Source organism: Streptomyces sp. NPDC085866 (genome assembly GCF_044541035.1).
Classification (GTDB): Bacteria; Actinomycetota; Actinomycetes; order Streptomycetales; family Streptomycetaceae; genus Streptomyces.
Map to the genome: position 1 here is coordinate 71,664 of NZ_JBITSQ010000021.1, position 24,626 is coordinate 96,289.

At 70.1% G+C, this 24,626-nt stretch carries 21 protein-coding genes; 8 read left to right on the plus strand and 13 right to left on the minus strand.

Going from position 1 to position 24,626, the window contains the following annotated elements; all coding sequences use genetic code 11:
- The first annotated feature begins 11 nt into the window (after nt 1–11).
- From ACIF83_RS39545 to ACIF83_RS39565, 5 genes are all read left to right on the plus strand, one after another.
- Entirely contained in the window at nt 12–1,259 is a 1,248-nt protein-coding gene (locus tag ACIF83_RS39545) for an Ig-like domain-containing protein (RefSeq protein WP_398137079.1), read from the plus strand.
- Between the two features lie 143 nt (nt 1,260–1,402).
- Nucleotides 1,403–2,863 carry an ABC transporter permease gene (locus tag ACIF83_RS39550; RefSeq protein WP_393468146.1) on the plus strand — a complete coding sequence of 487 codons (1,461 nt, stop codon included), beginning with the start codon at nt 1,403–1,405 and terminating at the stop codon, nt 2,861–2,863.
- A gap of 105 nt (nt 2,864–2,968) precedes the next feature.
- The gene (locus tag ACIF83_RS39555; RefSeq protein ID WP_399734575.1) at nt 2,969–3,652 is read left to right on the plus strand and encodes an ABC transporter ATP-binding protein; all 684 of its coding nucleotides are present in this window, start codon (nt 2,969–2,971) and stop codon (nt 3,650–3,652) included.
- Nucleotides 3,653–3,893: 241 nt separating this feature from the next.
- Nucleotides 3,894–7,196 (plus strand): S8 family peptidase, encoded by a 3,303-nt coding sequence (locus tag ACIF83_RS39560; protein WP_398137080.1) that lies wholly within the window; start codon nt 3,894–3,896, stop codon nt 7,194–7,196.
- An 82-nt stretch (nt 7,197–7,278) separates the two neighbouring features.
- Nucleotides 7,279–8,049, plus strand: a complete 771-nt coding sequence (locus ACIF83_RS39565) for a group II truncated hemoglobin (protein ID WP_393468155.1) — start codon at nt 7,279–7,281, stop codon at nt 8,047–8,049.
- Between the two features lie 124 nt (nt 8,050–8,173).
- On the opposite strand, the gene ACIF83_RS39570 is transcribed toward ACIF83_RS39565, so the two are convergent.
- From ACIF83_RS39570 to ACIF83_RS39585, 4 genes are all read right to left on the minus strand, one after another.
- The gene (locus ACIF83_RS39570) at nt 8,174–8,407 is read right to left on the minus strand and encodes a hypothetical protein (RefSeq protein WP_393468158.1); all 234 of its coding nucleotides are present in this window, start codon (nt 8,405–8,407) and stop codon (nt 8,174–8,176) included.
- Nucleotides 8,407–9,708 carry a WXG100 family type VII secretion target gene (locus tag ACIF83_RS39575; protein ID WP_399734580.1) on the minus strand — a complete coding sequence of 434 codons (1,302 nt, stop codon included), beginning with the start codon at nt 9,706–9,708 and terminating at the stop codon, nt 8,407–8,409. Before ACIF83_RS39575 ends, ACIF83_RS39570 begins: the two co-directional genes overlap by 1 nt.
- Nucleotides 9,705–10,061: a hypothetical protein gene (locus ACIF83_RS39580; protein WP_399734583.1), complete on the minus strand. Its 357-nt coding sequence runs from the start codon at nt 10,059–10,061 to the stop codon at nt 9,705–9,707. Before ACIF83_RS39580 ends, ACIF83_RS39575 begins: the two co-directional genes overlap by 4 nt.
- 117 nt (nt 10,062–10,178) lie before the next feature.
- Nucleotides 10,179–11,090 carry a helix-turn-helix domain-containing protein gene (locus tag ACIF83_RS39585; protein ID WP_399734586.1) on the minus strand — a complete coding sequence of 304 codons (912 nt, stop codon included), beginning with the start codon at nt 11,088–11,090 and terminating at the stop codon, nt 10,179–10,181.
- Nucleotides 11,091–11,271: 181 nt separating this feature from the next.
- Here ACIF83_RS39585 and ACIF83_RS39590 point away from each other — a divergent pair, with 181 nt between their 5' ends.
- Nucleotides 11,272–12,312, plus strand: a complete 1,041-nt coding sequence (locus ACIF83_RS39590) for an NAD(P)-dependent alcohol dehydrogenase (protein ID WP_399734589.1) — start codon at nt 11,272–11,274, stop codon at nt 12,310–12,312.
- A 179-nt stretch (nt 12,313–12,491) separates the two neighbouring features.
- On the opposite strand, the gene ACIF83_RS39595 is transcribed toward ACIF83_RS39590, so the two are convergent.
- On the minus strand, nt 12,492–13,226 hold the full coding sequence (locus ACIF83_RS39595) for a hypothetical protein (RefSeq protein WP_399734592.1): 735 nt from the start codon (nt 13,224–13,226) through the stop codon (nt 12,492–12,494).
- 108 nt (nt 13,227–13,334) lie between these two features.
- Nucleotides 13,335–15,755: a SpoIIE family protein phosphatase gene (locus ACIF83_RS39600; RefSeq protein WP_399734595.1), complete on the minus strand. Its 2,421-nt coding sequence runs from the start codon at nt 15,753–15,755 to the stop codon at nt 13,335–13,337.
- 134 nt (nt 15,756–15,889) lie between these two features.
- Here ACIF83_RS39600 and ACIF83_RS39605 point away from each other — a divergent pair, with 134 nt between their 5' ends.
- Nucleotides 15,890–16,378, plus strand: a complete 489-nt coding sequence (locus ACIF83_RS39605) for a nuclear transport factor 2 family protein (protein ID WP_393468178.1) — start codon at nt 15,890–15,892, stop codon at nt 16,376–16,378.
- Nucleotides 16,379–16,479: 101 nt separating this feature from the next.
- On the opposite strand, the gene ACIF83_RS39610 is transcribed toward ACIF83_RS39605, so the two are convergent.
- From ACIF83_RS39610 to ACIF83_RS39640, 7 genes are all read right to left on the minus strand, one after another.
- Entirely contained in the window at nt 16,480–17,436 is a 957-nt protein-coding gene (locus tag ACIF83_RS39610; protein ID WP_399734597.1) for a hypothetical protein, read from the minus strand.
- The gene (locus ACIF83_RS39615) at nt 17,433–18,086 is read right to left on the minus strand and encodes a cytochrome b N-terminal domain-containing protein (protein ID WP_393468183.1); all 654 of its coding nucleotides are present in this window, start codon (nt 18,084–18,086) and stop codon (nt 17,433–17,435) included. Before ACIF83_RS39615 ends, ACIF83_RS39610 begins: the two co-directional genes overlap by 4 nt.
- On the minus strand, nt 18,083–18,265 hold the full coding sequence (locus ACIF83_RS39620) for a hypothetical protein (RefSeq protein ID WP_393468184.1): 183 nt from the start codon (nt 18,263–18,265) through the stop codon (nt 18,083–18,085). The genes ACIF83_RS39615 and ACIF83_RS39620 overlap by 4 nt, the downstream gene beginning before the upstream one ends.
- A gap of 134 nt (nt 18,266–18,399) precedes the next feature.
- On the minus strand, nt 18,400–19,113 hold the full coding sequence (gene msrA / locus ACIF83_RS39625) for a peptide-methionine (S)-S-oxide reductase MsrA (protein ID WP_398137088.1): 714 nt from the start codon (nt 19,111–19,113) through the stop codon (nt 18,400–18,402).
- Between the two features lie 78 nt (nt 19,114–19,191).
- Nucleotides 19,192–20,283, minus strand: coding sequence for a hypothetical protein (locus tag ACIF83_RS39630; protein ID WP_399734602.1), 1,092 nt, complete (start codon nt 20,281–20,283; stop codon nt 19,192–19,194).
- A 114-nt stretch (nt 20,284–20,397) separates the two neighbouring features.
- Complete coding sequence (locus ACIF83_RS39635) at nt 20,398–22,035, minus strand: M48 family metallopeptidase (protein WP_399734604.1); 1,638 nt, start codon at nt 22,033–22,035, stop codon at nt 20,398–20,400.
- A gap of 193 nt (nt 22,036–22,228) precedes the next feature.
- The gene (locus tag ACIF83_RS39640; protein WP_399734607.1) at nt 22,229–23,347 is read right to left on the minus strand and encodes a hypothetical protein; all 1,119 of its coding nucleotides are present in this window, start codon (nt 23,345–23,347) and stop codon (nt 22,229–22,231) included.
- Between the two features lie 119 nt (nt 23,348–23,466).
- Between ACIF83_RS39640 and ACIF83_RS39645 the strand changes: the two genes are divergently transcribed.
- Nucleotides 23,467–24,621, plus strand: a complete 1,155-nt coding sequence (locus tag ACIF83_RS39645; RefSeq protein WP_399734610.1) for a cystathionine gamma-synthase — start codon at nt 23,467–23,469, stop codon at nt 24,619–24,621.
- Nucleotides 24,622–24,626 lie beyond the last annotated feature (5 nt).

Sequence of the window (24,626 nt, forward strand, 5' to 3'; positions counted from 1 at the left end):
AGAAGCGTGTGATGACGGACAGTAAGCGGCGCAAGGGCCTGACGGTCGCGTCCGCACTGCTCGGCGGCGTACTGGTACTCACCGGGTGTTCCGGCGGCGGGGACGCCAAGTCCGCCGACAACGGGGACACCTCCCAGGCCAAGGCCGACGAGGCGGCGGCCAAGAAGTCCTCCGAGGCCCAGATCACGATCACGCCCAAGGACGGCTCCAACAACGCCTCCATCAACAACTCGGCCGCCGTCACGGTCGCCAAGGGCACCCTCACCGGTGTGACCATGACCACTGTCGACGGCAAGGCCGTCGCCGGCGCGCTGTCCGCCGACAAGAAGAGCTGGAAGCCGACCACCCAGCTGGAGCGCTCCACCAGCTACAAGGTCGCTGCGGAGGCCAAGGACGCCGCGGGCCTCGTCGCCCACGAGAACGCCACCTTCACCACGGTCTCCCCGGCCAACAGCTTCATAGGCAACTTCACGCCGGAGGACGGCTCCACCGTCGGTGTGGGCATGCCCGTGTCGATCAACTTCGACAAGGCGATCACCAACAAGGCTGCCGTCCAGAAGGGCATCACGGTCAGCTCCAGCAGCGGCCAGGAGGTCGTCGGCCACTGGTTCAACGCCAACCGCATCGACTTCCGCCCCGAGACGTACTGGAAGGAGAACTCCACCGTCACGCTGAAGCTCAACCTGGACGGTGTCCAGGGTGCGAGCGGCGTCTACGGTGTGCAGCAGAAGACGGTCACCTTCCACATCGGCCGCAACCAGGTCTCCTACGTCGACGCGCAGACCAAGCAGATGAAGGTCACGCAGGACGGCAGGACCATCAAGACCATCCCGATCTCCGCCGGTTCGCCCGAGAACAAGACGTACCAGGGGATCATGGTCATGCAGGAGAAGTTCAAGGAGACGCGCATGAACGGCGCGACCGTGGGCTTCACCGACGACGACGGCAAGGGCGAGTACGACATCAAGGACGTGCCGCACGCCATCCGCCTGACCAGCTCCGGCACCTTCCTGCACGGCAACTACTGGGGCGCGAAGTCCATCTTCGGCAGCGTCAACACCAGCCACGGCTGCGTGGGCCTGTCCGACACCAAGGGTGCCAACGACCCGAACACGCCGGCCGCGTGGATGTACGAGAACTCCCTGATCGGTGACGTGGTGGTCGTCCAGCACACCGGCGACAAGACCGTCTCCCCGGACAACGGCCTCAACGGCTGGAACATGGACTGGGCGCAGTGGAAGGCCGGCTCGGCCGTCTGACAGCCCCTTCACAGCCTTTCCGATGCCGCCCCCAGGGGCGGCATCGGTGTTTCCGGGGCCTTCCTGGGGGCGGCCACAGCCTTCTCATGGTTCTTTTATTCCGGGCTTATCGAGTCATCACGGTCCGTCCCTAGCTTGCGGGCATGTTCTTCACCTACCTGAGGCGTGAACTGCGCCGCCGTAGAAAGGCGGCCCTGGTCGTCGCCTCCGGCCTCGCACTGGGCATCGCACTGGTCATCGTGGTCAACTCCGTGTCCAGCGGCATGGGCAAGGCCCAGGACAAGGTCCTGCAGTCGCTGTACGGACTGGGCACGGACATGACCGTCACCAAGGCGGCGTCGGCGTCCACCGGCAACGCCCAGCGGCCCCGCTTCCAGTTCGACGCCCGCAACAACGACGACGACTCCACCCAGAGCAGCGACCGTGTCATGGTGCAGGGCTTCCAGACGCTGTCGACCTCGACCGTGACCAAGGTCGGCGCGCAGTCCGGCGTCTCGGACGCGGTCGGCGGGCTGAGCCTGCAGGTCATCAAGATCAACGGCCAGTTCACACGAGGCCAGTTCCAGCAGAACGGCAACGGCGGCAGCCGGCGCGGCGGCCCCGGCGGAACCGGCCAGCCGCAGGGCGAAGTACAGGGCGGCGGCGCCGCCTTCGACGTCAACAACTACTCCGTCTACGGCACCGACGTCACCGAGCCGGCCCTCGGCCCGCTGACCTCCTCGAAGATCACGAGCGGTCGTACGTTCAAGGCGACGGAGACGAACGCCAAGGTCGTCGTGGTCGACTCGGCCTACGCCAAGCAGAAGAAGTACAAGGCCGGCTCCACCGTCACCATCAAGGGCGTCAAGTTCAAGGTGATCGGCATCGCCACCGCCGACAGCGGTGACTCGGCCGCCAACCTGTACATCCCGCTCAAGCAGGCGCAGACCCTGAGCGACTCGAAGAACAAGGTCACCACGATCTACGTCAAGGCGACCGACTCGCAGAAGATCGACAGCGTCAAGTCGGCGATCCGGAAGAACGTCTCGGGTACGACGGTCACCACCTCCGCCGACCTCGCGGACACCGTCTCCGGCTCCCTGTCCACCGCCTCCTCCCTCGCCACCAACGTCGGCAAGTGGCTGTCCATCGCGGTGCTGGTGGCCGCGTTCCTGGTCGCGGGCCTGCTCACCTCCTCCGCCGTCTCCCGGCGCGTCCGCGAGTTCGGCACGCTGAAGGCCCTGGGCTGGAAGTCCGGCCGGGTGACCCGCCAGGTGGTCGGCGAGGCCGTCGTCAACGGTCTGGTGGGCGGTGCCCTCGGCATCGCGCTCGGCCTGGCGGGCGCGTACGCCGTCACGGCCATCAGTCCCAACCTGCAGGCCCAGCTCGGCGGTGGCACGGGCGGCGGCGGGTTCGGCGGCGGCCCCGGCGGCGGTGGCGGCTTCGGCGGCCCCGGACGCCAGTCGGCCAAGACCCTGGAGGTCGCCCTCACGGCCCCGGTCAGCGTGACGACGATCCTCCTGGCGGTGGGCCTGGCGGTGGCCGGCGGCCTGATCGCGGGGGCGTTCGGAGGGTGGCGGGCGTCGAGGCTGCGCCCGGCCGACGCGCTGCGCCGTGTCGAGTAGGACGCGCTTGCCGACCCAGGGGCGCGGGGCCGTATCGACAGGCGGCTCCGCCGCGCGCGATCAGCCCCCACGCACCCGCAGTCAAGAACGATCCCAGGAGCCACCATGTACGAACTGAAGAACGTGACCAAGCGCTACACCAGGGGCAAGGACACCGTCCACGCCCTCGACGGCATAGACCTGACCATCGGTGACGGCGACCGACTCGTCATCCAGGGCCCCACGGGCGGAGGCAAGTCCACCCTCCTCCAGATGCTCGGCGGCCTGGACCGCCCCACCGAAGGCGAAGTCGTCCTCGACGGCACCGACTTGGCCAAGCTCTCCGAGGCCCGCCTCACCAGGGTCCGCAGCGAGAACATCGGCTTCGTCTTCCAGTCCTTCAACCTCATCCCGACCCTCACCGCCCAGGAGAACGTGGAGACCGCTCTCGTCCCCCTCGGCATCAAGGTCAAGGAGCGCCGTGAACTGGCCGCCGAAGCACTGAAGTCCGTGGGCCTCGGCGGACGCCTCGCGCACCTGCCCTCCGAAATGTCCGGAGGACAGCAGCAGCGCGTCGCCATCGCCCGCGCACTCGTCAAGCGGCCGAAGGTCCTCCTCGCCGACGAGCCGACCGGCAACCTCGACGAGGGCATGCGCGACGAGATCATGGACGTACTCGAACGCCTCTGGAAGGAGCACGGGTTGACCTTCGTCATGGTCACCCACGACTCGGCGATCGCGAAGAAGGCCCCGCGGCTGGCCACCATCCGCAAGGGCAGGATCACCGTGAAGGAGAACGCGGGCGCCTGACGGCCCATAACACCGTTCGTACGAACGCGACTTAGCGATTCTGTAACGGTGTCTCCCCCGATGCGTAACAGTTTTGGGTAGCGCTTTCTTACGGTCCTCTCAACTATTGAGCCGTCTGATCACCCCCCGGCATACTTCGGGATCCGGGGGGTTGACGTGCAGGTGTACGGGACTACCCCCCGCCGGGTGAATGGGGATTTGCCCGGTAACTCATCTCCAGGGGGAGAACTTGCGCAGACAAGTGAAAAGAGCAGCTGCGGCCACTGTGGCCACTGCCGCAGCCGTCGCCCTCGCCGCGGGTATGACCAGCCCCGCGTCGGCGAAGCCCGAGCAGCGTGTCTCGGCCGCTGCCTCCTCGCTCAGCGTCAAGCACCACGTCACCCTGATCACCGGCGACCGTGTCGCCCTCGACGCCAAGGGCCGCGTCGTCGGCCTGCAGCGGGCCAAGGGGCGGGAGCACATTCCCGTCCAGGTCCGCAAGGCCGACGGACACACGCTCGTCATTCCCGCCGACGCGGCCCGCCTGGTCGCCTCCGGCAAGCTGGACCAGCGGCTGTTCGACATCACCGAGCTGAACAAGGCCGCCACCCGCAAGGCCCAGAAGAACGGCCTGAAGGTCATCGTCGGCTACAGCGGTTCCGCCACGGCGGCCAAGCAGGACGTCCGCGACGCGGGCCACCTGCGCCGCAGCCTCACCGCGCTGAACGCGGACGCGGTGCAGACCCCGGTCAAGGACACCGCCGAGCTGTGGGACGCCGTCACCAACGGCGACAGGACCGCCTCCGGCATCGCGCACGTCTGGCTCGACGGCGTCCGCAAGGCCTCGCTCGACAAGTCGGTGCCGCAGATCGGCGCCCCGGTCGCATGGGCCGCCGGCTACACCGGCAAGGGCGTCAAGGTCGCCGTCCTGGACACGGGTGTGGACACCAGCCACCCGGACCTCAAGGACCAGGTGATCGAGTCCAAGAACTTCTCCGCCGCGGCCGACGCCAAGGACCACTTCGGTCACGGCACGCACGTCGCCTCCATCGTGGCGGGCACCGGCGCCAAGTCGGGCGGCAAGTACAAGGGCGTCGCTCCCGACGCCAAGCTCCTCAACGGCAAGGTCCTGGACGACACCGGCTCCGGTGACGACTCCGGCATCCTCGCCGGCATGGAGTGGGCGGCCTCGCAGGGTGCCTCGGTCATCAACCTGAGCCTCGGTGGCTACGACACGCCCGAGATCGACCCGCTCGAGGCCGAGGTCAACAAGCTCTCCGCCGAGAAGGGCATCCTGTTCGCGATCGCCGCGGGCAACGAGGGCCCCCAGTCGATCGGTTCGCCGGGCAGCGCGGACGCCGCGCTCACCGTCGGCGCGGTCGACGACAAGGACAAGCTGGCCGACTTCTCCTCGACCGGCCCGCGCACCGGCGACGGCGCCATCAAGCCGGACGTCACCGCGCCCGGTGTGGACATCACCGCCGCCGCGGCCAAGGGCAGCGTCATCGACCAGGAGGTCGGTGAGAAGCCCGAGGGCTACCTGACCATCTCCGGTACGTCGATGGCCACTCCGCATGTCGCGGGCGCCGCCGCGATCCTGAAGCAGGAGCACCCCGACTGGGGCTACGCCGAGCTGAAGGGCGCGCTCACGGGCTCCGCCAAGGGCGGCAAGTACACCCCGTTCCAGCAGGGTTCGGGCCGGATCGCGGTCGACAAGGCCATCAAGCAGTCCGTGATCGCCGACCCGGTGTCGGTCAGCTTCGGCGTGCAGCAGTGGCCGCACACCGACGACACCCCGGTCACCAAGCAGGTGTCCTACCGCAACCTCGGCGACAAGGACGTCACCCTCAGCCTGACCAGCACCGCCACCGACCCCAAGGGTGCGGCGGCTCCGGCGGGCTTCTTCAAGCTCGGCGCGACCAAGGTGACGGTCCCGGCGCACGGCAAGGCCTCCGTCGACCTGACGGTCAACACCAAGCTGGGCGGCACCCTCGACGGCGCCTACTCCGCGTACGTGACCGCGACCGGCGACGGGCAGACCGTCCGCACGGCCGCCGCGGTGCAGCGCGAGGTGGAGTCGTACGACGTCACGCTGAAGTTCATCGGCCGTGACGGCAAGCCGGCCCAGTACTTCGACGCCGACATGACCGGCGTGGCCGGCCTGGCCAACGGCCAGTGGCTGAACCCGTACGACCCGTCGGGCACGGTGAAGGTGCGCGCGCCCAAGGGCACGTACATCCTCAACACCGCCACCTTCGTCGACCCGAAGGACGCCACCAAGGGCATCGACTGGATCGCCCAGCCGAAGCTGACCGTCTCCGGCAAGCAGACGATCACGATCGACGCGCGCAAGGCCAAGCCGGTGGACATCACCGTCCCGGCCACGGGCCTGAAGTCCCAGTTCGCCTCGCCGGAGTGGGACGTCACGATCGGCGACGGCCAGTACGGCTACGGCTGGTTCCTCGACTCGTACGACAACTTCCACACCGCTCACCTCGGTGGGTCGCTGCCCGCGGGCACGCTGTACCAGCAGTGGGACGCGCACTGGTCCAAGGGCACCGGCACGGAGTACGACGTCACCTCCGGCGGTCCGGTCACCAAGCTCGCCACCGGCTACACCAAGCACTACAAGGCGAGCGACCTGGCCACGGTGAAGGCCCGGCTCGGTGCCGCCGCGAGCGGCAAGAAGGGCACCGTCAACGCGGTGGGCTGGCTGCCCGGCAGCTCCGGCGCCTCCTCCATCGGCATCCCGCAGACCCTGCCCGGCACCCGCACCCTGCACCTGTCGGCCAAGGGCGGCGTGAAGTGGCAGCTGGAGTTCGAGCAGGACGGCGGGGTGGACCCGGACGGGTTCCCGATCGCCGACGCGTCCTACTCGGCCGGCGCGCAGTCCTTCACGGCGGGCAAGTCGTACTCCAAGACCTTCAACACCGCGGTCTTCGCCCCGCTGGTCAACGCCGACTTCGGTGTCTTCCGGGACGGCAACGAGATCTACGGCGCGCTGCCGCTGTTCGCGGACGGCGCCAAGCACATCGGTTCGTCGACGTTCACCTCGGCGACCACGACCCTGTACCGCAACGGCGTCAAGGTCGGCTCCAACGACGACCCGATGTTCGGCGAGAAGACCTTCAAGGTGCCCGCCGGTGACGCCGCGTACAAGCTGACCACCTCGGTCAAGCGCTCGGCCAAGGTGTCGGAGGCCTCCTCCCGGATCGACGCGGCGTGGACCTTCCGCTCCAAGAAGCCGGCGGGCGGTTCCGCGAAGCTCCCCGTCTCCGCCCTGTACTTCGGTGCCAAGACCGGCCTGGACAGCCGTGTCGAGGCCGGCAAGAGGGTCACCTTCCCGGTCACCGTCGAGGGCGCTGCCGCGGGCAGCAACCTGAAGTCCCTGACGGTGTACGTCTCCTACGACGGCAAGACCTTCAAGAAGGTCGACGTCCGCGGCGGCAAGATCACCGTGAAGAACCCGGCGAAGAACAAGGCCATCTCGTTCCGCGCCAAGATCGCCGACAAGAAGGGCAACACGTCGACGATCACGGTCTACAACGCGTACTACGGCAAGTGAGCCGTCGTACCTGAGTAGGCCGTGAGCGAACGGCCCGCCGGAGCAGAAGCTTCCGGCGGGCCGTTCGTGCTTGTGTGCCCGTATGACGGCTCACACAGTCGAGTACATCCGTTACCGCGTTCCCGAGCAGCAGTCGGCGGAGTTCCTTTCCGCCTACACCCGCGCGGCCGTCCAGCTGGCCGCCGCTCCCCAGTGTGTCGACTACGGACTGACCCGCTGCGAGGAGGAGCCCGAGTCCTGGATCCTGCGGATCACCTGGACGTCCACCGAGGACCACCTCCAGGGTTTCCGCAGGTCGGAGCTGTTTCCGCCGTTCCTCGCGGAGATCCGGCCGTACGTGGAGAACATCGAGGAGATGCGCCACTACCGGCCGACCGGTGTGCAGGGCGGCGGAGGGGCCGTGCCCACCCTGTACGACTGGGCGGGCGGCGCCGCGGCCTTCTCCCGGCTGACCTCGGTCTTCTACGACAAGGTGGTCAAGGACGACCTCTTGGCCCCGCTCTTCCAGGACCTCGCCCCAGGCCACGCCTCCCATGTCGCCCTCTGGCTCGGCGAGGTCTTCGGTGGCCCCGCCCGCTACTCCGAGACCCAGGGCGGCCACTCCCACATGGTGGCCAAACACTTCGGCAAGCACATCACCGAGCCCCAGCGCCGCCGCTGGGTCAATCTCATCCAGGACGCCGCCGACGACGCCGGTCTGCCCGTCGACGCCGAGTTCCGCTCGGCCTTCCTGGCCTATGTGGAGTGGGGAACCCGGCTGGCGGTGTACTTCTCGGGCCCGGACGCGCGGCCTCCCGCCGAGCAGCCGGTGCCGAAGTGGAACTGGGGGGCGATGCCGCCGTACCAGGGCTGATGCAGGGGCCTTGTCCGTGACCGCCGCCATCACCGCCATGCTGTGCCTTCTGGGGAACACCCCCGGACCCCGGGCGCCTCGCGGCAGTTCGACACCCTGCTGCCACCCCACGCAGCTGAGGCTGTCAGCTCGCGCTCATCCCCCGTTCCGGCCACTGGCTGCGCTCCTCGAACAAGGAGTTGATCTTTCGGGACGCCTTGAGGAACGTGTAGTCGGTGTCGCCGTCGTCGGACGTCGAGGTGCGGCTGGTCGTGTTCATGGTGAGGGTGCGGTCCATCTCGGCGGGGTCCTCGCCGAAGGAGTAGCGAATGGAGCCCGGCTGCTCGGACAGCTTTTTGAAGTACACCAGGGACGCCATTACCACTCGCTCTCGAAGTCTTCCCGCTTGTTGAGCGGAACCATGTTCTGCCAATTGTAGTTTTGGTTGGCCACCCGGTGCGCCTCCTGGTAGGTCGCACCCGGGTGCGACCGCAGGTAGTCGAGTTCCGTCAACTCGTGTTCGAGCAGCACGTGGTCCTCGGGCAGGGCGTTGCCGGAGCGGAGGCGGATCCAGGCGTCGGCGATCTCGGCATCCGCGTCGAACCTGCGGGTGACGACCTTGCCGGTTTCGTAGTCCTCGATCGGGTGCTCGGTATCGAAGACGTGCTTCTTGATGGTGGAGATTTCCTCCTCGGTGAACCCTGTCGTGCCGTTGGCCCGGGGCACACCTTCGGTGTTGCGGCTGATGGCCGCGATGTCGCGGGAGTCCTGACGGAAATCGTCGTACGCGGCTTCCGCCCACTTCGTCTGTGCGGGATCGTCGAGGATGTCACGCGGGCGGCGCCGGGCGCCGGTGAGCCACTCGTCGCCGCTCCGTGTCCCGCCCAGGGCGGGAGCGGCCTCCTCCGGCATGTTGGCCAGGAGCAGCCGGGGGTCCGTGAGGGCGGGCATGTCACCGCCGAGGAGGTTGCGCCAGCCGCCCGCTTCGGCCGCGGCCCTCGCGCCACCGGCTGCCGCGCCGAACATGCCGCCGTACAGCATCCCGTCCGTGGCCGCCCCGCTGGCCTCGTCCAGGCTGAAGCCCTTGCTCTCGCCGGTGGCGATGGCGACGGGCTGGGCGACGGCCAGGTCGACGGTCACCGACTCGATGCCGCCGAGCGCGGCCGTGGCCAGGGTGGTGCCCGCGATGGTGGCGACCTCGGTGGAGACGGTCACGCCGAGTGTGCCTGCCATCTCCACGATGCTCGCGGTAGCTGCCGCGGCGGCGCCTTCGGAGATGCCCGCCGTGAAGATGGCCAGGGCGGTCCCGGCGACGATCGTCGCTCCGACGATCTCCAGTTCGTGTTCGAGGTGCTTCTCCGCGGAGTGGACGGCGTCGGCGTACTTGTCGAGGGCTTTGGCCATGTCCCTGGCGCCGTCGATCATGTCCTGGAGCCAGCCGTGTTTCTCGTAGTAGTAGCGGCGCCAGAACGGCTCGTCGAAGGCGGAGATCGCCTCGCCCTTGTTGTGCTCGATGATGGAGCGGGCCGACTTGTTCGCGGCGGCCGCGACGTCCTCGATGTCATCGGCGAAGTTCCGCCAGGCCGTGGCCGCGTCCCGCAGCCCGTCCTCGTCGGCGGCCGGCCACCACATGCCGGTGACGTCCTGGACGATCTGCTTGGCCTTGTCGCCGACGCTCACTTGCCCTGGTCCCCGTCCCTGACGGTGATCTTGCTGAACATGGCGCGGACCAGCTCTTCGTTGTCGATATGGCCGTCGGCCATGTCCGTCATCGCCTCATGGATGCTGGCCAGACCCTCGGCGAGGATCTGCGCCGCGTTCTCCATCTGCTTGACGTGCGGGCCGTACGCCTTGTGGAAGGCGGTGCCCTGTTCGTCGTCGCCCCACGGCGAACCCGCAGCGGAGAGAGCCGTCTTGAGCTTGGTGAGCGCCTTGGTGAGATCCGTGCTGTGGGTGTGGAAGTGGGGCGCCGTCGCCTTCAGATCGGCGATCTTGATGTGGAGTATCTCGCCCTTGCCATCCGCGTCGCCCATGACTTCGCGCTCGCCCCCCTCGGTCGGCCTGTCAGCCGAATCACCCTACGCGGAGCGAATCGTTCACAGCCGCGAGCAGCACAAAGCACCGGTAAAGATCCACTTATCTCTCTTCCTTCAGCGCGGTGGTGCCGAACTCCCCGTCCCCGCGCGGGTCGCGTCCGTGCCCCAGCTGGCCAGCAGACGCAGGGACTCCGCCGACGGGGAACCGGGCTCGGCGTGGTACGTCACCAGGCCGAGGTCGGAGTCGTCCGTGAGGCGGAAGCTCTCGAAGTTCAGGGAGAGGTCGCCGACCAGGGGGTGGTGCAGGCGCTTGACGCCGTGGCTCTTCTCCTTGACGTCGTGGGTCGCCCACAGGCGGCGGAACTTGTCGCTCTTCACCGACAGCTCGCCCACCAGCGCGGACAGCCGCGGGTCGTCCGGATAGCAGCCCGCGTCCATGCGCAGGGCGCAGACGATGTCGATCGCCTTCTGCTCCCAGTCGACGAAGAGGTCGCGGTATTCGGGGTGCAGGAAGACGAGCCGGGCCCAGTTGCGTTCGGCGGGCGGCAGCTCCGACCAGTCGCCGAAGACCGCGGCGGCCATCCGGTTCCAGGCCAGGATCTCCGCCCGGCGCCCGACGATGTACGCCGGCACGCCCTCCATCACGTCCAGCAACTGGCGCAGTGCCCCCCGCACCTGCTGCTGCCGTGCCGCCGGCTTCTTCTTGTGCGTCTTCGGCTTGGCCAGGTGGGTGAGGTGGGCGTGCTCGGCGTCGGTGAGGCGCAGGGCGCGGGCGATCGAGTCCAGGACCTCCGCCGAGACGTTGCGTCCGTTGCCCTGTTCCAGCCGGGTGTAGTACGCCACCGACACCCCGGCCAGCTGGGCCAGCTCCTCGCGGCGCAGCCCCGGCACCCGGCGGTGCCGTCCGAAGTCGCGCAGCCCCACGTCCCCCGGCTTCAGCCGGGCCCGCCGGCTGCGCAGGAACTCGCTCAGCTCGGCGCGCCGGTCCAGGGGCCGGCCGGCGGCTGCGTCCTGCTGTGCGTCCATACGGCCAGTATCGGCCGTCTCCCGTGGTCGTACGCCCGCCAGCCTGTCCCCGCCAGTGGTAGGCACAGCGGTCGTACGAAGATCCGTGGTCTGGGTGAGCGGCGGCGCCCGCTGCAGGCTGGACGCGTGCCCGGTCGAAAGGCAACCGGGCACGAACCCCCCTGCTAGGAGAACCCCCGGCATGACCACTGTTGCTGCGTACGCCGCGCCCGCCGCGAAGGCTCCGCTGGAGCGGACCACGATCGAGCGGCGCCCGGTCGGTGAGTTCGACGTCCTGATCGACATCGAGTTCGCCGGCATCTGTCACTCCGACATCCACCAGGCCCGCGAGGGCTGGGGCACGGCGATCTTCCCGATGGTCCCCGGCCACGAGATCGCGGGTGTCGTCTCCGAGGTCGGTCCCGGTGTCACCAAGTACGCCGTGGGCGACCGGGTGGGCGTCGGCTGCATGGTCGACTCCTGCCGCGAGTGCGAGAACTGCCTCAAGGGCCTGGAGCAGTACTGCCTGGGCGGCAACGTCGGCACCTACAACGCCGTCGGCAAGGACGGCGAGCCCACCTACGGCGGCTACTCGCAGAAGATCGTCGTCGACGAGAACTTCGTCGTACGGATCCCGGACGGCCTGTCCCTGGACGTGGCCGCCCCGCTGCTGTGCGCCGGCATCACCACGTACTCCCCGCTGCGGCACTGGAACGCCGGCCCCGGCAAGAAGGTCGCGGTCGTCGGGCTCGGCGGCCTCGGCCACATGGCCGTCAAGATCGCGCACGCGATGGGCGCCGAGGTGACCGTGCTCTCGCAGTCCCTGCGCAAGAAGGACGACGGGCTGAAGCTGGGCGCCGACCACTACCACGCCACCGGCGACCCGAAGACCTTCGAGGAGCTGGCCGGCACCTTCGACCTGATCATCTCGACGGTGTCGGCGCCGCTGGACTTCGGCGCGTTCCTGTCGCTGCTGAGGACCGACGGCGCGCTGGTGAACGTCGGCGCCCCCGAGGAGCCGATCTCCCTCAACCTGTTCTCGGTGATCGCCGGCCGCAAGACCCTCGCCGGCTCGGGCATCGGCGGCATCCGGGAGACCCAGGAGATGCTCGACTTCTGCGCCGAGCACGGCATCGGTGCGGAGATCGAGCTGATCAGCGCGGCGGAGGTCAACGAGGCGTACGAGCGGGTGCTGGCGAGCGACGTCCGGTACCGCTTCGTGATCGACACGGCGACCATCTGATCCCGTTCGGCTCCGCCGCGTGGGGCCGGTCGCGCCCACGCGGCGGAGCCGCATCTGGATACGGCTCCGCGCCCCTGTGCAGTAACAGCCCCCTCGGCTGCGTGGCCGGCGTGGATGCCGGCGGCACCCCACCGGCGCGGCGCGCGAAACCAACCCACCTCCGACCGGCTGCACAGGGGCTAGGACAGGCCGAAGACCTCCCCGGTCCCGTACGCCCGCACAGCGACGCCCCCTTCCCCCGCGGCCCGTACGACATGTACGCGCCCGAGCCCTGCCACCCGGCAGCCCTCGCCGTCCACCTCCACCACGGTGTTCTCGTCGACGGCGACGCCGTACGGCGCCTCCCCGCGGCCCACCACCGCGACCAGCCGCCCCAGCGTCCCCCACTGCGCGGCATGCACATCCACGGCGAACGGCACGAGCCCGAGCCCCGACCGCACCTCGATCTCCTCGAGATCCTCCGCGGTGTCCTCCGGGCACACCGGCACCCCGTCCGCCAGCCATCCGCCGACCACTGCCCGTCGCGCGGCCACGGCGGCGCCCGCCGAGAACCCCGCGTACGGCAGCCCCCGGTCGGAGAGCAGCTGCGGCAGGCGGTCCAGGCACTCGGCGAACGCCTCCTGGTAGGCGGGCGTCAGCCCACCGCACACCAGGAGCCCGTCCACGCCGTCCAGCGCCCCGTCCGGCTCGAAACGCCCCCCGAGCGGTACGAACGACGGCACAGGCGAACACGGGCCGGCCTTCCGCAGCACACCCGCATACCGTTCGAACTGCTCCGCCCCGTCCCCTTCGTCGACGATCACGCAGCCGATCCGCGGCACATCCCCACCGCGCACCGCCGCCTGCCGCAGAAACGGCTCGTACACCTCCGGGACGTCCCAGCCGCCACCGATCAGAAACGCGGAACTGCTCATCCAGACCCTCCCCTTGCGCGAAGTGCGAATGTACGAGGGCGGAGGCGCTGCGGTCGCCTTAATTACCCGGGTCCTCACCGAGGACGAGTACCTGGTGGCGGGCGTGGTTCATGCGGGCGGCAGAGGCTGCTCCGTCCAGACGGTCTTGCCGTCGCGGGTGTAGCGGGTGCCCCACCGCTCCGTGAGCTGCGCGACCAGGAAGAGCCCGCGTCCGCCCTCGTCCGTGCTGAGGGCCCGCCGGAGGTGCGGGGAGGTGTGGCTGGTGTCGGACACCTCGCAGATCAGGGAGTGCGTACGGATGAGGCGCAGGGTGACGGGGCCGGCCGCGTACCGGTAGGTGTTGGTGACGAGCTCGCTGGCGACCAGCTCGGTGGTGAAGGCCAGTTCGGTCAGCCCCCATTCGGTCAGTTTCGCCGTGGTCAGCTCCCTGGCACGGGCGGCGGAGGTCGCTTCCAGGGGCAGTTGCCACGAGGCGACGTTCTGGGGCCGTAGCACCCGGGTACGGGCGACGAGCAGCGCGATGTCGTCGCTGGGGAGGTGGTCCTTGGGCAGCAGCGCTTCGACCACGGTGTGGCAGGTCTGGTCCAGCGGCTCCGTGGTGTGGGCGAGACATGCGCGCAGGTGCTCCAGCGCGGCGTCTATGTCGCCGTTGCGTGCCTCCAGGAGGCCGTCGGTGTAGAGCGTGAGCAGGCTGCCCTCGGGGAGGTCCAGGTCGTACGTCTCGAAGGGCAGACCGCCCAGGCCCAGCGGTGGCCCCGCGGGCAGATCGAGCACGGTCACCTCGCCGTCCGGGACGGACATCACCGGTGCCGGGTGGCCGGCGCGGGCCAGGGAGCAATGCCGGGAGACCGGATCGTAGACGGCGTAGAGGCAGGTGGCCCCGAGTATCTGCTCGATCGCCGACTGGTTGTCGTCGGCGTTCGCCTCCAGCTCGGTGGCCAGCAGACTGACCAGATCGTCCAGCCCCGTCATCACCTCGTCCGGCTCCAGGTCGAGGCTGGCCAGGGTGCGCGCGGCGGCGCGCAGCCGGCCCATCGAGGCCGCTGCGTGGATCCCATGTCCGACCACGTCGCCCACCACGAGGGCGACCCGGGCCCCCGACAACGGGATCACGTCGAACCAGTCACCGCCGATGCCCGGTTCACCGCTGGCCGGGAGGTATCGGCAGGCCACCTCCACAGCCGGCAGGTCGGACGCCGCGCTCGGCAGCAGACTGCGCTGAAGAGTCAGCGCGGCGCTCTGCTGCTGGGTGAAGCGGCGCGCGTTGTCGATGGAGACGGCCGCACGCGAGGAGAGCTCCTGGGCCACCGCGGCATCGCCGTCCTCGAAGGGTTCCGAATTGCGCGACCGCCACAGGCTCACCACGCCCAGTACCAGGCCGCGCGCAAGCAGGGGCACCGCGATCAGCGAATGAACGCCGAGACCCAGGGCGATCTCGATCCGCCGCCGGTCCATGGCGTACCACTCGGGGCGCAGGGACAGCCGCCCGTCGAGAATCGGGCGACGCTCGGCCAGGCACCGCGCCTGCGGCGATTCCGGAAGCAGCGGGACGACGTCGCCCTCCTGGAACGGGACGCGGTGTTCCGGTGGTGACAGGGCGGCCCGGACCAGCGGACCCCCCGTACCGGTACCCGGTTCGTCACCGAGTGTCACAGGCTTGAGGAGATCCACCGAGCAGTAGTCGGCCAGTCCGTGGACGGCCACCTCGGCCAGTTCCCGAGCGGTCTGTGTCACGTCCAGCGAGGTTCCGATCCGGGCGCTCGCCTCGTTCAGCAGGGCGAGCCTGCGTTGCGCCCGGTGGCGGTCGGTCACGTCCTCGATCGTCTCGGCCACGCCGAGAACCCGGCCCGAGGGATCTTCCATCCGGAACGCCGAAACGGACACGATCCGTTCCCGGCCCGGATCGTGGCGTGCCCGGGCGGACTGCTCGGTGAAGATCAACGGCTCGCCGGTCTCCAGGACGTGCCGGACCCGTTCATCCGCCGGACCCGCGTCCTCGGCGACCATGAATTCGCGGGGGTGGTGGCCCACCGGAGCCTCGGCCGGGACGCCGCTCGCCTTTTCGACCGCACGGTTGACCCGGATCACTCTTCGGTCCGGGCCGTAGGTGACCAGACCGATCGGGGACCGGCGGTACAGACCGTCCAGCAGCGCACGGTCCCGCTGCCAGGCAATGACCTCCGCGGCAGGGGCACCGACCAGGAGCCACTCCTGACCGCCTCCCTGCCGCGTGACCGCACGGGCTCGGAAACCCATCTCCACACGGCGTCCGTCGTGGTGGCGGACGGGCAGGACACCGAACCATCCCCCCGCCTTCATGGCGTCCACGACGACGGACCGTACGACTGGCAGGTCACGTGCGTCGACCAGGAGGTCCTGCCACGCCCGTCCGATCACTTCCTTGGCCGGATAGCCGAGCAACTCCTGCGCACGTGCGCTCCAGCCGACCACGGTGCCTTGATCGTCGAGCACGGCCGAGGCACCGCGCCCGAGGGCGAACGGATCCTCCGGACTCTCGCTGAAATGCATCGACGGCGTCCCCATAGCCACCACCTGCCTCCGTGACTCCGATGTTCCTCTCCGCGGAGTCCGTCCGCGACCGACACGATCAGCGGACTCGGGGGGCAAGGCACCGCTCTGCCGGGCCGGGTTACGGTGGGCCGATGACCGAGACTCCTCGCGAAGTCTTCTTGAAACTGGTGCACGGCGTCTGTGAAGAGCGCTGGGCGGACGTAGTGGATCTGTACGCGGAGCAGACCGATGTCTCCCACCCGTTCCACCCCCTGGGGGCGCCGCCGATGCTCACGCGCGAAGCGCTACGAGCCCACTTCGGTGGCGCACCGCAGCCGTACCAAGCCCGGGCCCTGAGGCGTCGGCCGACCCGGATCAACGTCCACGAGACCACCGATCCCGAGGTCATCGTGGCCGAGTTCCAGTACGAAGGCAGCGTGGTGGAGACCGGCGAACCCTTCACCATCCCGGCCGTCTTCATCATGCGTGTCAGGAACGGAAAGATCGTCGAATCCCGTGACTACCTGGACCACCTGCGCTCAGCTGCGGCCCGCGGCCAACTCACCGAGGTCCTGGACGCCGTCCGCGACCACCATGCCGACGACCCTGTCGCCGACCTGCCAGGTCACAACGGCGCCTAGCCTCGTCGAGGGGAGCCGTCCAGCCACCTGGAGCTGATCCGAACGCGGTCGGCATGTACGGGACCCCGGTCCCGGTCGGCCTGCGCCGCGGAGGGCGGGGATCACTTGCGCCGGTCCTGTTCCACAGCCTGCTCGCGGTAGTACGTGCGCCAGATCAGCCGGTGCACCCGCGTCCAGCGCGGGACCGACCGCACGCCGGGGATGAAGGGCACCAGCATCAGGCCCAGGCTGAGCAGGGCCATCACACCCCAGATCAGGGCGTCGGCGTTGCCGGAGGACTTGAAGGGCTCGATCTGGTACCAGAAGGTGTAGAGCCACAGCCACGCCTGGCCCGGGTAGTTCCCCGTCTCGTTCATCATCCCCCACTGGTCGCCGCCGAGGTGCTCGGCACGGGCCAGGGACTCCAGGTAGGAGCCGTCGGAGAGGAAGAGCAGCGGACGGGTGTAGTCGGTCTGGTAGAACTTGCCCTCCGCCTGGAGTTCGCCGTCCAACGCGCCGCTGCGGGCCAATTCGAGGAGGCGTGCGGTGAGAACGGGGACCGGGCCGTAGTCGCCCGTCGGGACGGCGCCGCCGCGGGCCTTGGTCAGGGCGTCGGAGTAGGCCGCGGCCCATGCCTGCTGCCGGGCGGCCGGGGCGGCGTCCCAGGTGGCGAGGGCCGCGGTGACGGCGGGCGGTTCCGGGACGTCGCGCAGCGGATGCAGCACGAAGTCCTTCGCCGTGTCCACCGGGACGCGGACACCCGCGGCGCTCTGCAGCCCGACCGGGCCGAGCTTCTGCGCCGCGCCCGGCGTGTGGTTGTACGGCGGCCCGTACCCGGCCGTTCCGCTGGTGCCGCCGAGCTCGGTCACGGCGGTCGCGGTGAAGTCGGCGCCGTCGGCCCGCGCCCAGGAGGCCAGGGTCACCGGCCTGACGTCGGGCGAGGAGAAGACGGCGGCCAGGCCCGCGGTGAGCAGCGCGACCACGACCAGCGCGATCGTGAACTCCTTGACCAGGTCGTAAGGCCTGGCGGGGAAGGCGGCCGGGTCCGGCGTGGCGGACTCACGGCGGTGTCGCTTCATCGCGCCGCCTCCCGTGTGGTTGCGTCCGCGGGACCGGTGGTGGCGTCGATCGGCGGCACGATTCCGCGCAGCCGGACCAGCAGGATGTGCCAGACCGTCAGCAGACCGAGGACGAAGGGCAGCAGGGCGATGTGCCACATCAGCATCTGGCCGAAGTCCAGCACGTTGAAGAACGCGCCGATGCCGACCGAGTTGAGCCCGTCCTTGGCCTGGCCGGCGATCCACTGGGAGTCGAAGTTCTGCTGGACCAGGTAGCCGGTGAAGGCCGTGCCGATCGAGGCGAAGAAGCACACCGCACCGGTGATCCAGGTCGGCGCCCGCCGGCCGCGCCAGGCGGCCATGAAGAACTTGCCCCACAGGTGGATGACCATGAAGAACATGAACAGCTCGACGCCCCACAGGTGGAGACTGTTCACGTACCTGCCGGTTCCCGAGACGTGCCACCACGCAGGCCCCTTCAGGGCCAGCACCCCGCCGGTGACCAGGACCACGATCAGCGAGGCCACGGTGAGCACGCCAAAGACGTAGATCCACGAGGCCATGTACGCGGGTTGGGTGTCCGGCAGCAGCTTGTCCGGGGGCAGTGCCCGTACCGCCCGTCGCCGGACGGCTCCGGTCCAGCCTCCGCCGGCCCCGCCCGCCCCGCTCATCCTCGCCCTCGGGGGAAGGGCAGGAGCAGAGCCGCCACGAAGACCACCAGCATCACCCCGATGACCACCAGGTTGGCGACAGACAGCTGCACCACACCCCAGTGCACATAGTGCCCGGGGCCGTTGAGATCGACGGGCGCGGCAAGGACGCGCTCGACGGAGTGCGGGTGTCCCGGCATGAAGCGACTCCCTCTCAGAGGCCAAGACCAAGTAGAAGACCTTGTGAGGCTCTCGGCCTCCCGGCCCGACCGGACCATGGGCCGAACGGCTCAATCGCTGTGGCCGGAGGATGAGGGGTTGCCCAGCGGCGGGGCTACTTGTCGGTGACTTCCGGGGCGGGGGCGAGGCCGGTCGGGCAGGACGTGCCCCAGTTGGTCTCGAACGGGGTGCCCAGCTCGACCCCCGTCCCGCCCGAGCCGCAGTAGCCCGCCGGGTTCTTGTCCAGGTACTGCTGGTGGTAGGCCTCGGCCGGGTAGAACGTGCGGCCCTCCGCGGGGAGGACCTCCGTGGTGATCGTGCCGTGGCCGGTGGAGGTCAGGCGGTTCTGGTAGGAGGTGCGGGAGGCCTCGGCCTTGACTGCCTGGGCCGGAGTGTGGGTGTAGATCGCCGAGCGGTACTGAGTGCCCACGTCGTTGCCCTGGCGGAAGCCCTGGGTCGGGTCGTGGGACTCCCAGAAGGTCTTCAGGAGGCGGTCGTAGGAGATCAGCTCGGGGTCGTAGAGCACGCGGACGACCTCCGTGTGGCCGGTCAGGCCCGAGCAGACCTCCTCGTAGGTGGGGTGCTCGGTGTAGCCGCCCTGGTAGCCGACCAGGGTGGTCCACACACCCGCGGGGAGCTGCCAGAACCTGCGTTCCGCGCCCCAGAAGCAGCCCAGGCCGAAGTCGGCGATCTCCAGGCCCTCGGGGTAGGGGCCGAGGAGCGGGGTGCCCAGGACGGTGTGGCGCTCGGGGACTGCGAAGGCGGGCAGGTCACGGCCCTTGAGCGCCTGCTCGGGGGTGGGCAGCTGGGGTGAGCGGCCGAAGAGCATGAGGTCTCCCTGTCGGTCTGGAAGGCGGAGGCCGGCCTGGCACGTGGTCCAACGGCCCGTGCCTCCGCCGCATTCCGGTCAGGCCTCCGCCGTCACCGCCCGCACGGTGTCGTTGCGGACCTGGCAGTAGTACGCCGCCGCGCCGTCGCCCCGGTAGCTCCACGGCAGCGCTTCCACATGGCCGTCGACCAGCTTGAACTGCTCCAGTGCCGCCTCGTGCCGGTCCTGGAGGTGGAGGTAGAACGCCAGCAGGTGGCGCAGCTGTGCCAGGCCCGGGTGGGTGGGGTCGGCGGCCGCCGCGTCCGCGAGGCCCGCGTCCACCCTGGCCACCATCTCGGGCGTGTTGTCGGCCTCGGTGTCGGTCGACTCGTCGTGCTCGAAGTGCGCGATGAGCGGCAGCGCCGTCAGCAGGCTGCCCAGCGGCGCCTCGGCGGCCGCACGCTCGGCGAAGTCGAACGCCAGCTGCTGCGAACCCCGCCACTTCGCGCACCAGTACTGGAGAGCGGAGAAGTGGGCCCCGAAGTGGTGCGGGGCGCGGGTCTTGATCTCCGCCCAGAGCTTGTCCATCTCGGCGTTCGCGTACCCGAGACCGAGCGCCACCCAGATCTCCGCGACGTGGGGCGTGGGGTCCTCGGGGTTGAGGGCCGCCGCCCGCGCGATCTCCTCGCGTGCGCCCACCAGCGTCCGGTGGAAGCCCTGGAACTGTTCCTGCGTCGTGTACTTGGCCTTCTTCGCACCCCGCAGCTCCCAGGCGAGGTACACCGTGCTCTGCGCTCGGACCACGGCCGCGTCCGGGTCCTCGGGGCGCGCGGCCTCCCAGGCCAGCAGCCACTCGTCGTCCTTGGCCGCGAGCGTGGCCAGGTGGCCGATGAGCGTCGTACGGCGCTCCCAGTCCCGGCCGATGGTGCGCAGCACCTCCGCGGCGGGCTCCCAGTCAGCGCGGCGCACGGCGTCGAGGGCGGCGGCCCAGTCGGCGGGCAGCTGGGCGGGGTAGTCCATGCCCTGTCGTTCGGCGGCCAGCAGTCCGAGCTTCTCGGCGGCCTGTGCGGCCTCGGTGCCGTCGTCGGGGCTCGGGTTGAAGAACTCCTTGAGGAACACCCCGGCGATCCACACCACGAAGATCAGCGTGGGGACGGCCAGGACGGCCAGGATCCAGAGAAGCACGGTCATGGGAGGGTGCGGTCCGTTTCGTCGAGGGGGAGTCGAGGGGGGAGTGGCGCAGGGGCGGCGGGCGTTGGGCGGCCAAGGCGCGCAGGGGCGGCTACGGCGCGGGGGTGCTGCCGTTCACGCGGGCTGGGGCGCCACTGGTGGCAGCAGTGCCCGCAGCGGTGCGGTGTCGGGGTGGTCGGCGAGCGCCGCCTCCACCGCCGCGTCGAGCGCGGCCTCGGGGCCGTCGTCCGGTGTGTTCTCCGACGTCCAGCCGGGCAGCCGGACGGTGGCCGCGTGGGACCAGGAGAACTCCCAGTGCAGCAGTGAACGGGCGCTGAACTCGGCCAGCACCATCGTCCGCAGCGAGTTGCGCAGCCGGGGCCGTACGAACTCACGGAAGGCCCGGCCCTTCGCCGCTGACGCCTCCTCGGACAGCGGCAGCCGCTCCGCCACCCGCCACAGCCGGCCGTCGTCGATGACCTCCAGCAGTGCGGACAGCGTCGCCGGCCGCCCGGTGTAGTCGGCGAGCGCCCCGTGCAGCGGGGTGCGCACGGAGGACATGCCCTCGGCCATGGAGGCCTCCAGCAGCGCCTGCCACCTTGCGGTGCGCCCGAAGGCGAGCACCTCGTCCGTCAGGACGGCGTCCTCCAGCGCGGCCAGGGTGCGCGGCGGGTCGGTGAGCAGGGCGAGGGCCGTGCCTTCGTCCTCGCCGCGCCCGTCGGCGGGCAGCGCCTCGATCCGGCGCACCCGCTCGGCGATCGGCGGATGGGAGTCGTACGGCGAGGCGGGCTCGGTCGGCAGGTCGGCCCGCAGCTCCGCCAGCTCCTGATCGCGGGCGGTCAGCAGCCGGCCGAAGCCGCCGAAGAACTCACCGTGCGGCGGCAGCAGCCGTACCGGCAGGCCCAGGGTGGCGTAGGAGTCGAGGTAGAAGTCGTGGGAGGCGGCCAGCGCGGGGATCTCGCGCAGCGCCGAGGCGGTCGCGTCGCGCCCGGCGATCCGGGCGGCGGCCAGGTCGGCCGCGTACTCCTGGGCGCGGGCCGTGGACAGGGAGGCGCGCAGGTAGAGCTTGCCGTAGGCGGTGTAGATCTTCGCCATCGTCCGGTACGTCGCCCCGGCACCGGCGGTGTCGATCTGCTTCGCCTTCTTGCCCTTCGCGACCCGCTTCGCGGAGGCCTGCTCCTGGCGGGCGCGCTCGGCGGCCACCTTGCCGTCGGCCTTGGCGTGGAACTGCCCGATGACCCGGGCGATCTGCACCCGGCCGCGCACCACGAGCGCGGACAGCCGGGTGTCGCCGCTGGTGAAGTGGCCGTACTCGTGGGCGAGTACGCCGCGCAGCTGCGCCTCGGTCAGACCGGTCAGCAGCGGTACGCCGAGGTAGAGGCGGCGCGGGCCGGGGAGCAGGCCGAGCAGCCGGGACTCCTCGCTGACGGCCGCGTTGACGTCGGCGGTGAGCAGGATCCGGTCGGGGGCGCGGGTGCCGGTCGCCGCCGCGAGGTCCCGGACCAGTGCCCACAGCCGGGGCTCGTCGGCCTCGGTGACCGGGATGCCGGCCGGCTCCTCGCCCCGGGGCGTGCGCAGCATGAACATGCCGCGTACGACAGGGACGGCGAGCACCGCGGTGACGATGAAGAGTTTGATGGCGGCCGGGCCGTGCAGCCCCCCGCCGAAGGCGGCGACGTCGACACCGACCAGCACCGCGAGCAGCAGCAGGCTCAGCAGATAGAAGCCGAACAGCAGGAACAGGGCGCGCAGCGCGCGCAGAGTTGCGCCCATCGGGCAGATCCCCCCACAGGACCCAGAGACATGGACATGGCAAACACCGGGTCACGGTGCTGCCGGTGAGTGTGGGGGGACTCGGAGCACATCCGGAGCCGGCTCAAGGCAAAGCAAGAGCAAACTCGGAGCATGCGGAGTATGCCCTACCGCAGGTCAGCAGGGCAATCCACTAGATCCAAGGCTCGGCAGCTCAGCCGGGCAGGGTCGCCGGGCTGCCTCCGTTGGCCTCGTAGCCGGCCACCGCCAGCGCGCGGTGGACGGCGAACGCGGCGGCCGGGTCGTCGGACAGCGTCCAGGGCAGCGCGCCCACATGGCCGTCGACGTGTATCAGCTGGTCCATGGCCTCCGCCCAGCGCTCGGCGCGGACCAGGAAGAAGAGCAGCAGATGACGGACGTGCGCGAGCATCGGGTCGTCGGGGCGGGCCGTGTGCACCGCGTGCAGCGCGCCGTGCATCGCCTTGGTGACGACCTCGCTCTGGTAGAGACTCGCGACCAGGTTCACCTCGGGGAGGTGCTCGAAGACCGCGAACAGCGGCAGCGCGGCGAGCAGCGAGCCCTCGGGTGCGCGGGCCGCCGCTGCCTCGGCGAACGCGTACGCCAACTCGCGCGAGCCGTGCCACTTCTCGCACCAGTAGTGCAGCGCGGCCAGGTGCGCGCCCATGTGGTCCGGCGCGCGGTCCATGATGTTCAGCCACAGCTTCTCGAACTCGGGCTGCGGATAGGCGAGGCCGCGGGCGACGGACAGCTCGACGATGTACGGCACCGGGTCGCCGGGGGCCGACAGCGCCGCCTGCGCGCAGGCCTGCCTGGCCTCCTCCATGACGATGCGGAAGTCGTCCGTGCCCGGCGTCGACGTCCGCCACGCCTGCTGCACCAGGAACTCGGCGTGCACCGCCGCGCCGCCCGCGTCCTTGGGCTGCTCGGCCCGCCACACCCTGAGCCACTGCCCGCCCGGCGTCTCGTGCACCCCGCCCGGCCGCTGCTTCAGCTCCAGCGCCGCCGCACCGGCGAAGGCCTGCACCCGCTGCCAGCGCGCCTCGCCCTCGGCCTCCGTGCCGGCCAACAGCTGGGCCGCCGCACGGTAGTCCTGCGTGCGCTGCACCAGCTCCAGGACGTCCAGCAGGTCCTGGTCGGGGCCGGGCATCCGCAGGTCCAGCTCCTCCTGGCGCACGAAGCCGTAGGCCGCCGGGTCGGCGGCGTCCGGGTGGCCCGGGGGCACCAGCCCGATGGCCCCGCGCCTGCGCCGGATGACCGGGAGCAGCACGAAGCTCAGCAGGACCAGCGCCATGAGCAGCCAGAGAATCGACATGACTCCAGCGAACCAGACGCCGCCGACAATTGGCCAACCCCGCCCGCCGGGCCTGTGGAAAACCTCGATGCCCGGGTGCGGACGCCAGCATCCGGTCAGGCGCACTACGCTCGGTGGACATGAGCGACAGGCACATCAGTCAGCACTTCGAGACTCTCGCGATCCACGCGGGCAACACCGCGGATCCCCTCACCGGCGCGGTCGTCCCGCCGATCTACCAGGTCTCGACCTACAAGCAGGACGGCGTCGGCGGCCTGCGCGGTGGCTACGAGTACAGCCGTAGCGCCAACCCGACCAGGACCGCCCTGGAGGAGAACCTCGCCGCGCTGGAGGGCGGCCGCCGCGGCCTCGCGTTCGCGTCCGGCCTCGCGGCCGAGGACACCCTGCTGCGCACGCTGCTCAGCCCCGGCGACCACGTCGTGATCCCGAACGACGCCTACGGCGGCACCTTCCGCCTCTTCGCCAAGGTCGTCAGCCGGTGGGGCGTGGAGTGGTCCGTCGCCGACACCAGCGACCCCGCCTCCGTGCGGGCCGCCATCACCCCGAAGACCAAGGCCGTGTGGGTGGAGACACCCTCCAACCCGCTGCTCGGCATCACCGACATCGCCACCGTCGCCCAGATCGCCCACGACGCCGGTGCCAAGCTCGTCGTCGACAACACCTTCGCCACGCCCTACCTCCAGCAGCCGCTGTCGCTCGGGGCGGACGTCGTCGTGCACTCCCTCACCAAGTACATGGGCGGTCACTCGGACGTGGTCGGCGGTGCGCTGATCGTCTCCGACCAGACGCTGGGCGAGGAGCTCGCCTACCACCAGAACGCGATGGGCGCCGTCGCCGGCCCCTTCGACTCCTGGCTGGTGCTGCGCGGCACCAAGACCCTCGCGGTGCGCATGGACCGGCACAGCGAGAACGCCACGCGGATCGCCGACATGCTGACCCGGCACCCGCGCGTGACCCGCGTCCTGTACCCGGGTCTGCCCGAGCACGCCGGCCACGAGGTCGCCGCCAAGCAGATGAAGGCGTTCGGCGGCATGGTGTCCTTCCAGGTCGACGGCGGCGAGGAGGCCGCCGTCGAGGTGTGCAACCGCGCCAAGGTGTTCACCCTCGGCGAGTCGCTCGGCGGTGTCGAGTCGCTCATCGAGCACCCGGGCCGCATGACGCACGCCTCCGCGGCCGGCTCCGCCCTGGAGGTCCCCGCCGACCTGGTGCGCCTGTCCGTGGGCATCGAGAACGTCGACGACCTGCTGGAGGACCTGCAGCAAGCCCTCGGCTAGTCCCG

Bases quoted from the DNA above. Each gene is read 5' to 3' on its own strand.
- ACIF83_RS39605 (WP_393468178.1), top strand. From the start codon at position 15,890: ATGACCGAGACTCCTCGCGAAGTCTTCTTGAAACTGGTGCACGGCGTC.
- ACIF83_RS39550 (WP_393468146.1), top strand. From the start codon at position 1,403: ATGTTCTTCACCTACCTGAGGCGTGAACTGCGCCGCCGTAGAAAGGCG.
- ACIF83_RS39645 (WP_399734610.1), top strand. From the start codon at position 23,467: ATGAGCGACAGGCACATCAGTCAGCACTTCGAGACTCTCGCGATCCAC.
- ACIF83_RS39545 (WP_398137079.1), top strand. From the start codon at position 12: ATGACGGACAGTAAGCGGCGCAAGGGCCTGACGGTCGCGTCCGCACTG.
- ACIF83_RS39595 (WP_399734592.1), bottom strand. From the start codon at position 13,226: ATGAGCAGTTCCGCGTTTCTGATCGGTGGCGGCTGGGACGTCCCGGAG.
- ACIF83_RS39610 (WP_399734597.1), bottom strand. From the start codon at position 17,436: ATGAAGCGACACCGCCGTGAGTCCGCCACGCCGGACCCGGCCGCCTTC.
- ACIF83_RS39565 (WP_393468155.1), top strand. From the start codon at position 7,279: ATGACGGCTCACACAGTCGAGTACATCCGTTACCGCGTTCCCGAGCAG.
- ACIF83_RS39570 (WP_393468158.1), bottom strand. From the start codon at position 8,407: ATGGCGTCCCTGGTGTACTTCAAAAAGCTGTCCGAGCAGCCGGGCTCC.
- ACIF83_RS39555 (WP_399734575.1), top strand. From the start codon at position 2,969: ATGTACGAACTGAAGAACGTGACCAAGCGCTACACCAGGGGCAAGGAC.
- ACIF83_RS39630 (WP_399734602.1), bottom strand. From the start codon at position 20,283: ATGACCGTGCTTCTCTGGATCCTGGCCGTCCTGGCCGTCCCCACGCTG.
- ACIF83_RS39600 (WP_399734595.1), bottom strand. From the start codon at position 15,755: ATGCATTTCAGCGAGAGTCCGGAGGATCCGTTCGCCCTCGGGCGCGGT.
- ACIF83_RS39580 (WP_399734583.1), bottom strand. From the start codon at position 10,061: ATGGGCGACGCGGATGGCAAGGGCGAGATACTCCACATCAAGATCGCC.
- ACIF83_RS39620 (WP_393468184.1), bottom strand. From the start codon at position 18,265: ATGCCGGGACACCCGCACTCCGTCGAGCGCGTCCTTGCCGCGCCCGTC.
- ACIF83_RS39615 (WP_393468183.1), bottom strand. From the start codon at position 18,086: ATGAGCGGGGCGGGCGGGGCCGGCGGAGGCTGGACCGGAGCCGTCCGG.
- ACIF83_RS39585 (WP_399734586.1), bottom strand. From the start codon at position 11,090: ATGGACGCACAGCAGGACGCAGCCGCCGGCCGGCCCCTGGACCGGCGC.
- msrA (WP_398137088.1), bottom strand. From the start codon at position 19,113: ATGCTCTTCGGCCGCTCACCCCAGCTGCCCACCCCCGAGCAGGCGCTC.
- ACIF83_RS39590 (WP_399734589.1), top strand. From the start codon at position 11,272: ATGACCACTGTTGCTGCGTACGCCGCGCCCGCCGCGAAGGCTCCGCTG.
- ACIF83_RS39640 (WP_399734607.1), bottom strand. From the start codon at position 23,347: ATGTCGATTCTCTGGCTGCTCATGGCGCTGGTCCTGCTGAGCTTCGTG.
- ACIF83_RS39635 (WP_399734604.1), bottom strand. From the start codon at position 22,035: ATGGGCGCAACTCTGCGCGCGCTGCGCGCCCTGTTCCTGCTGTTCGGC.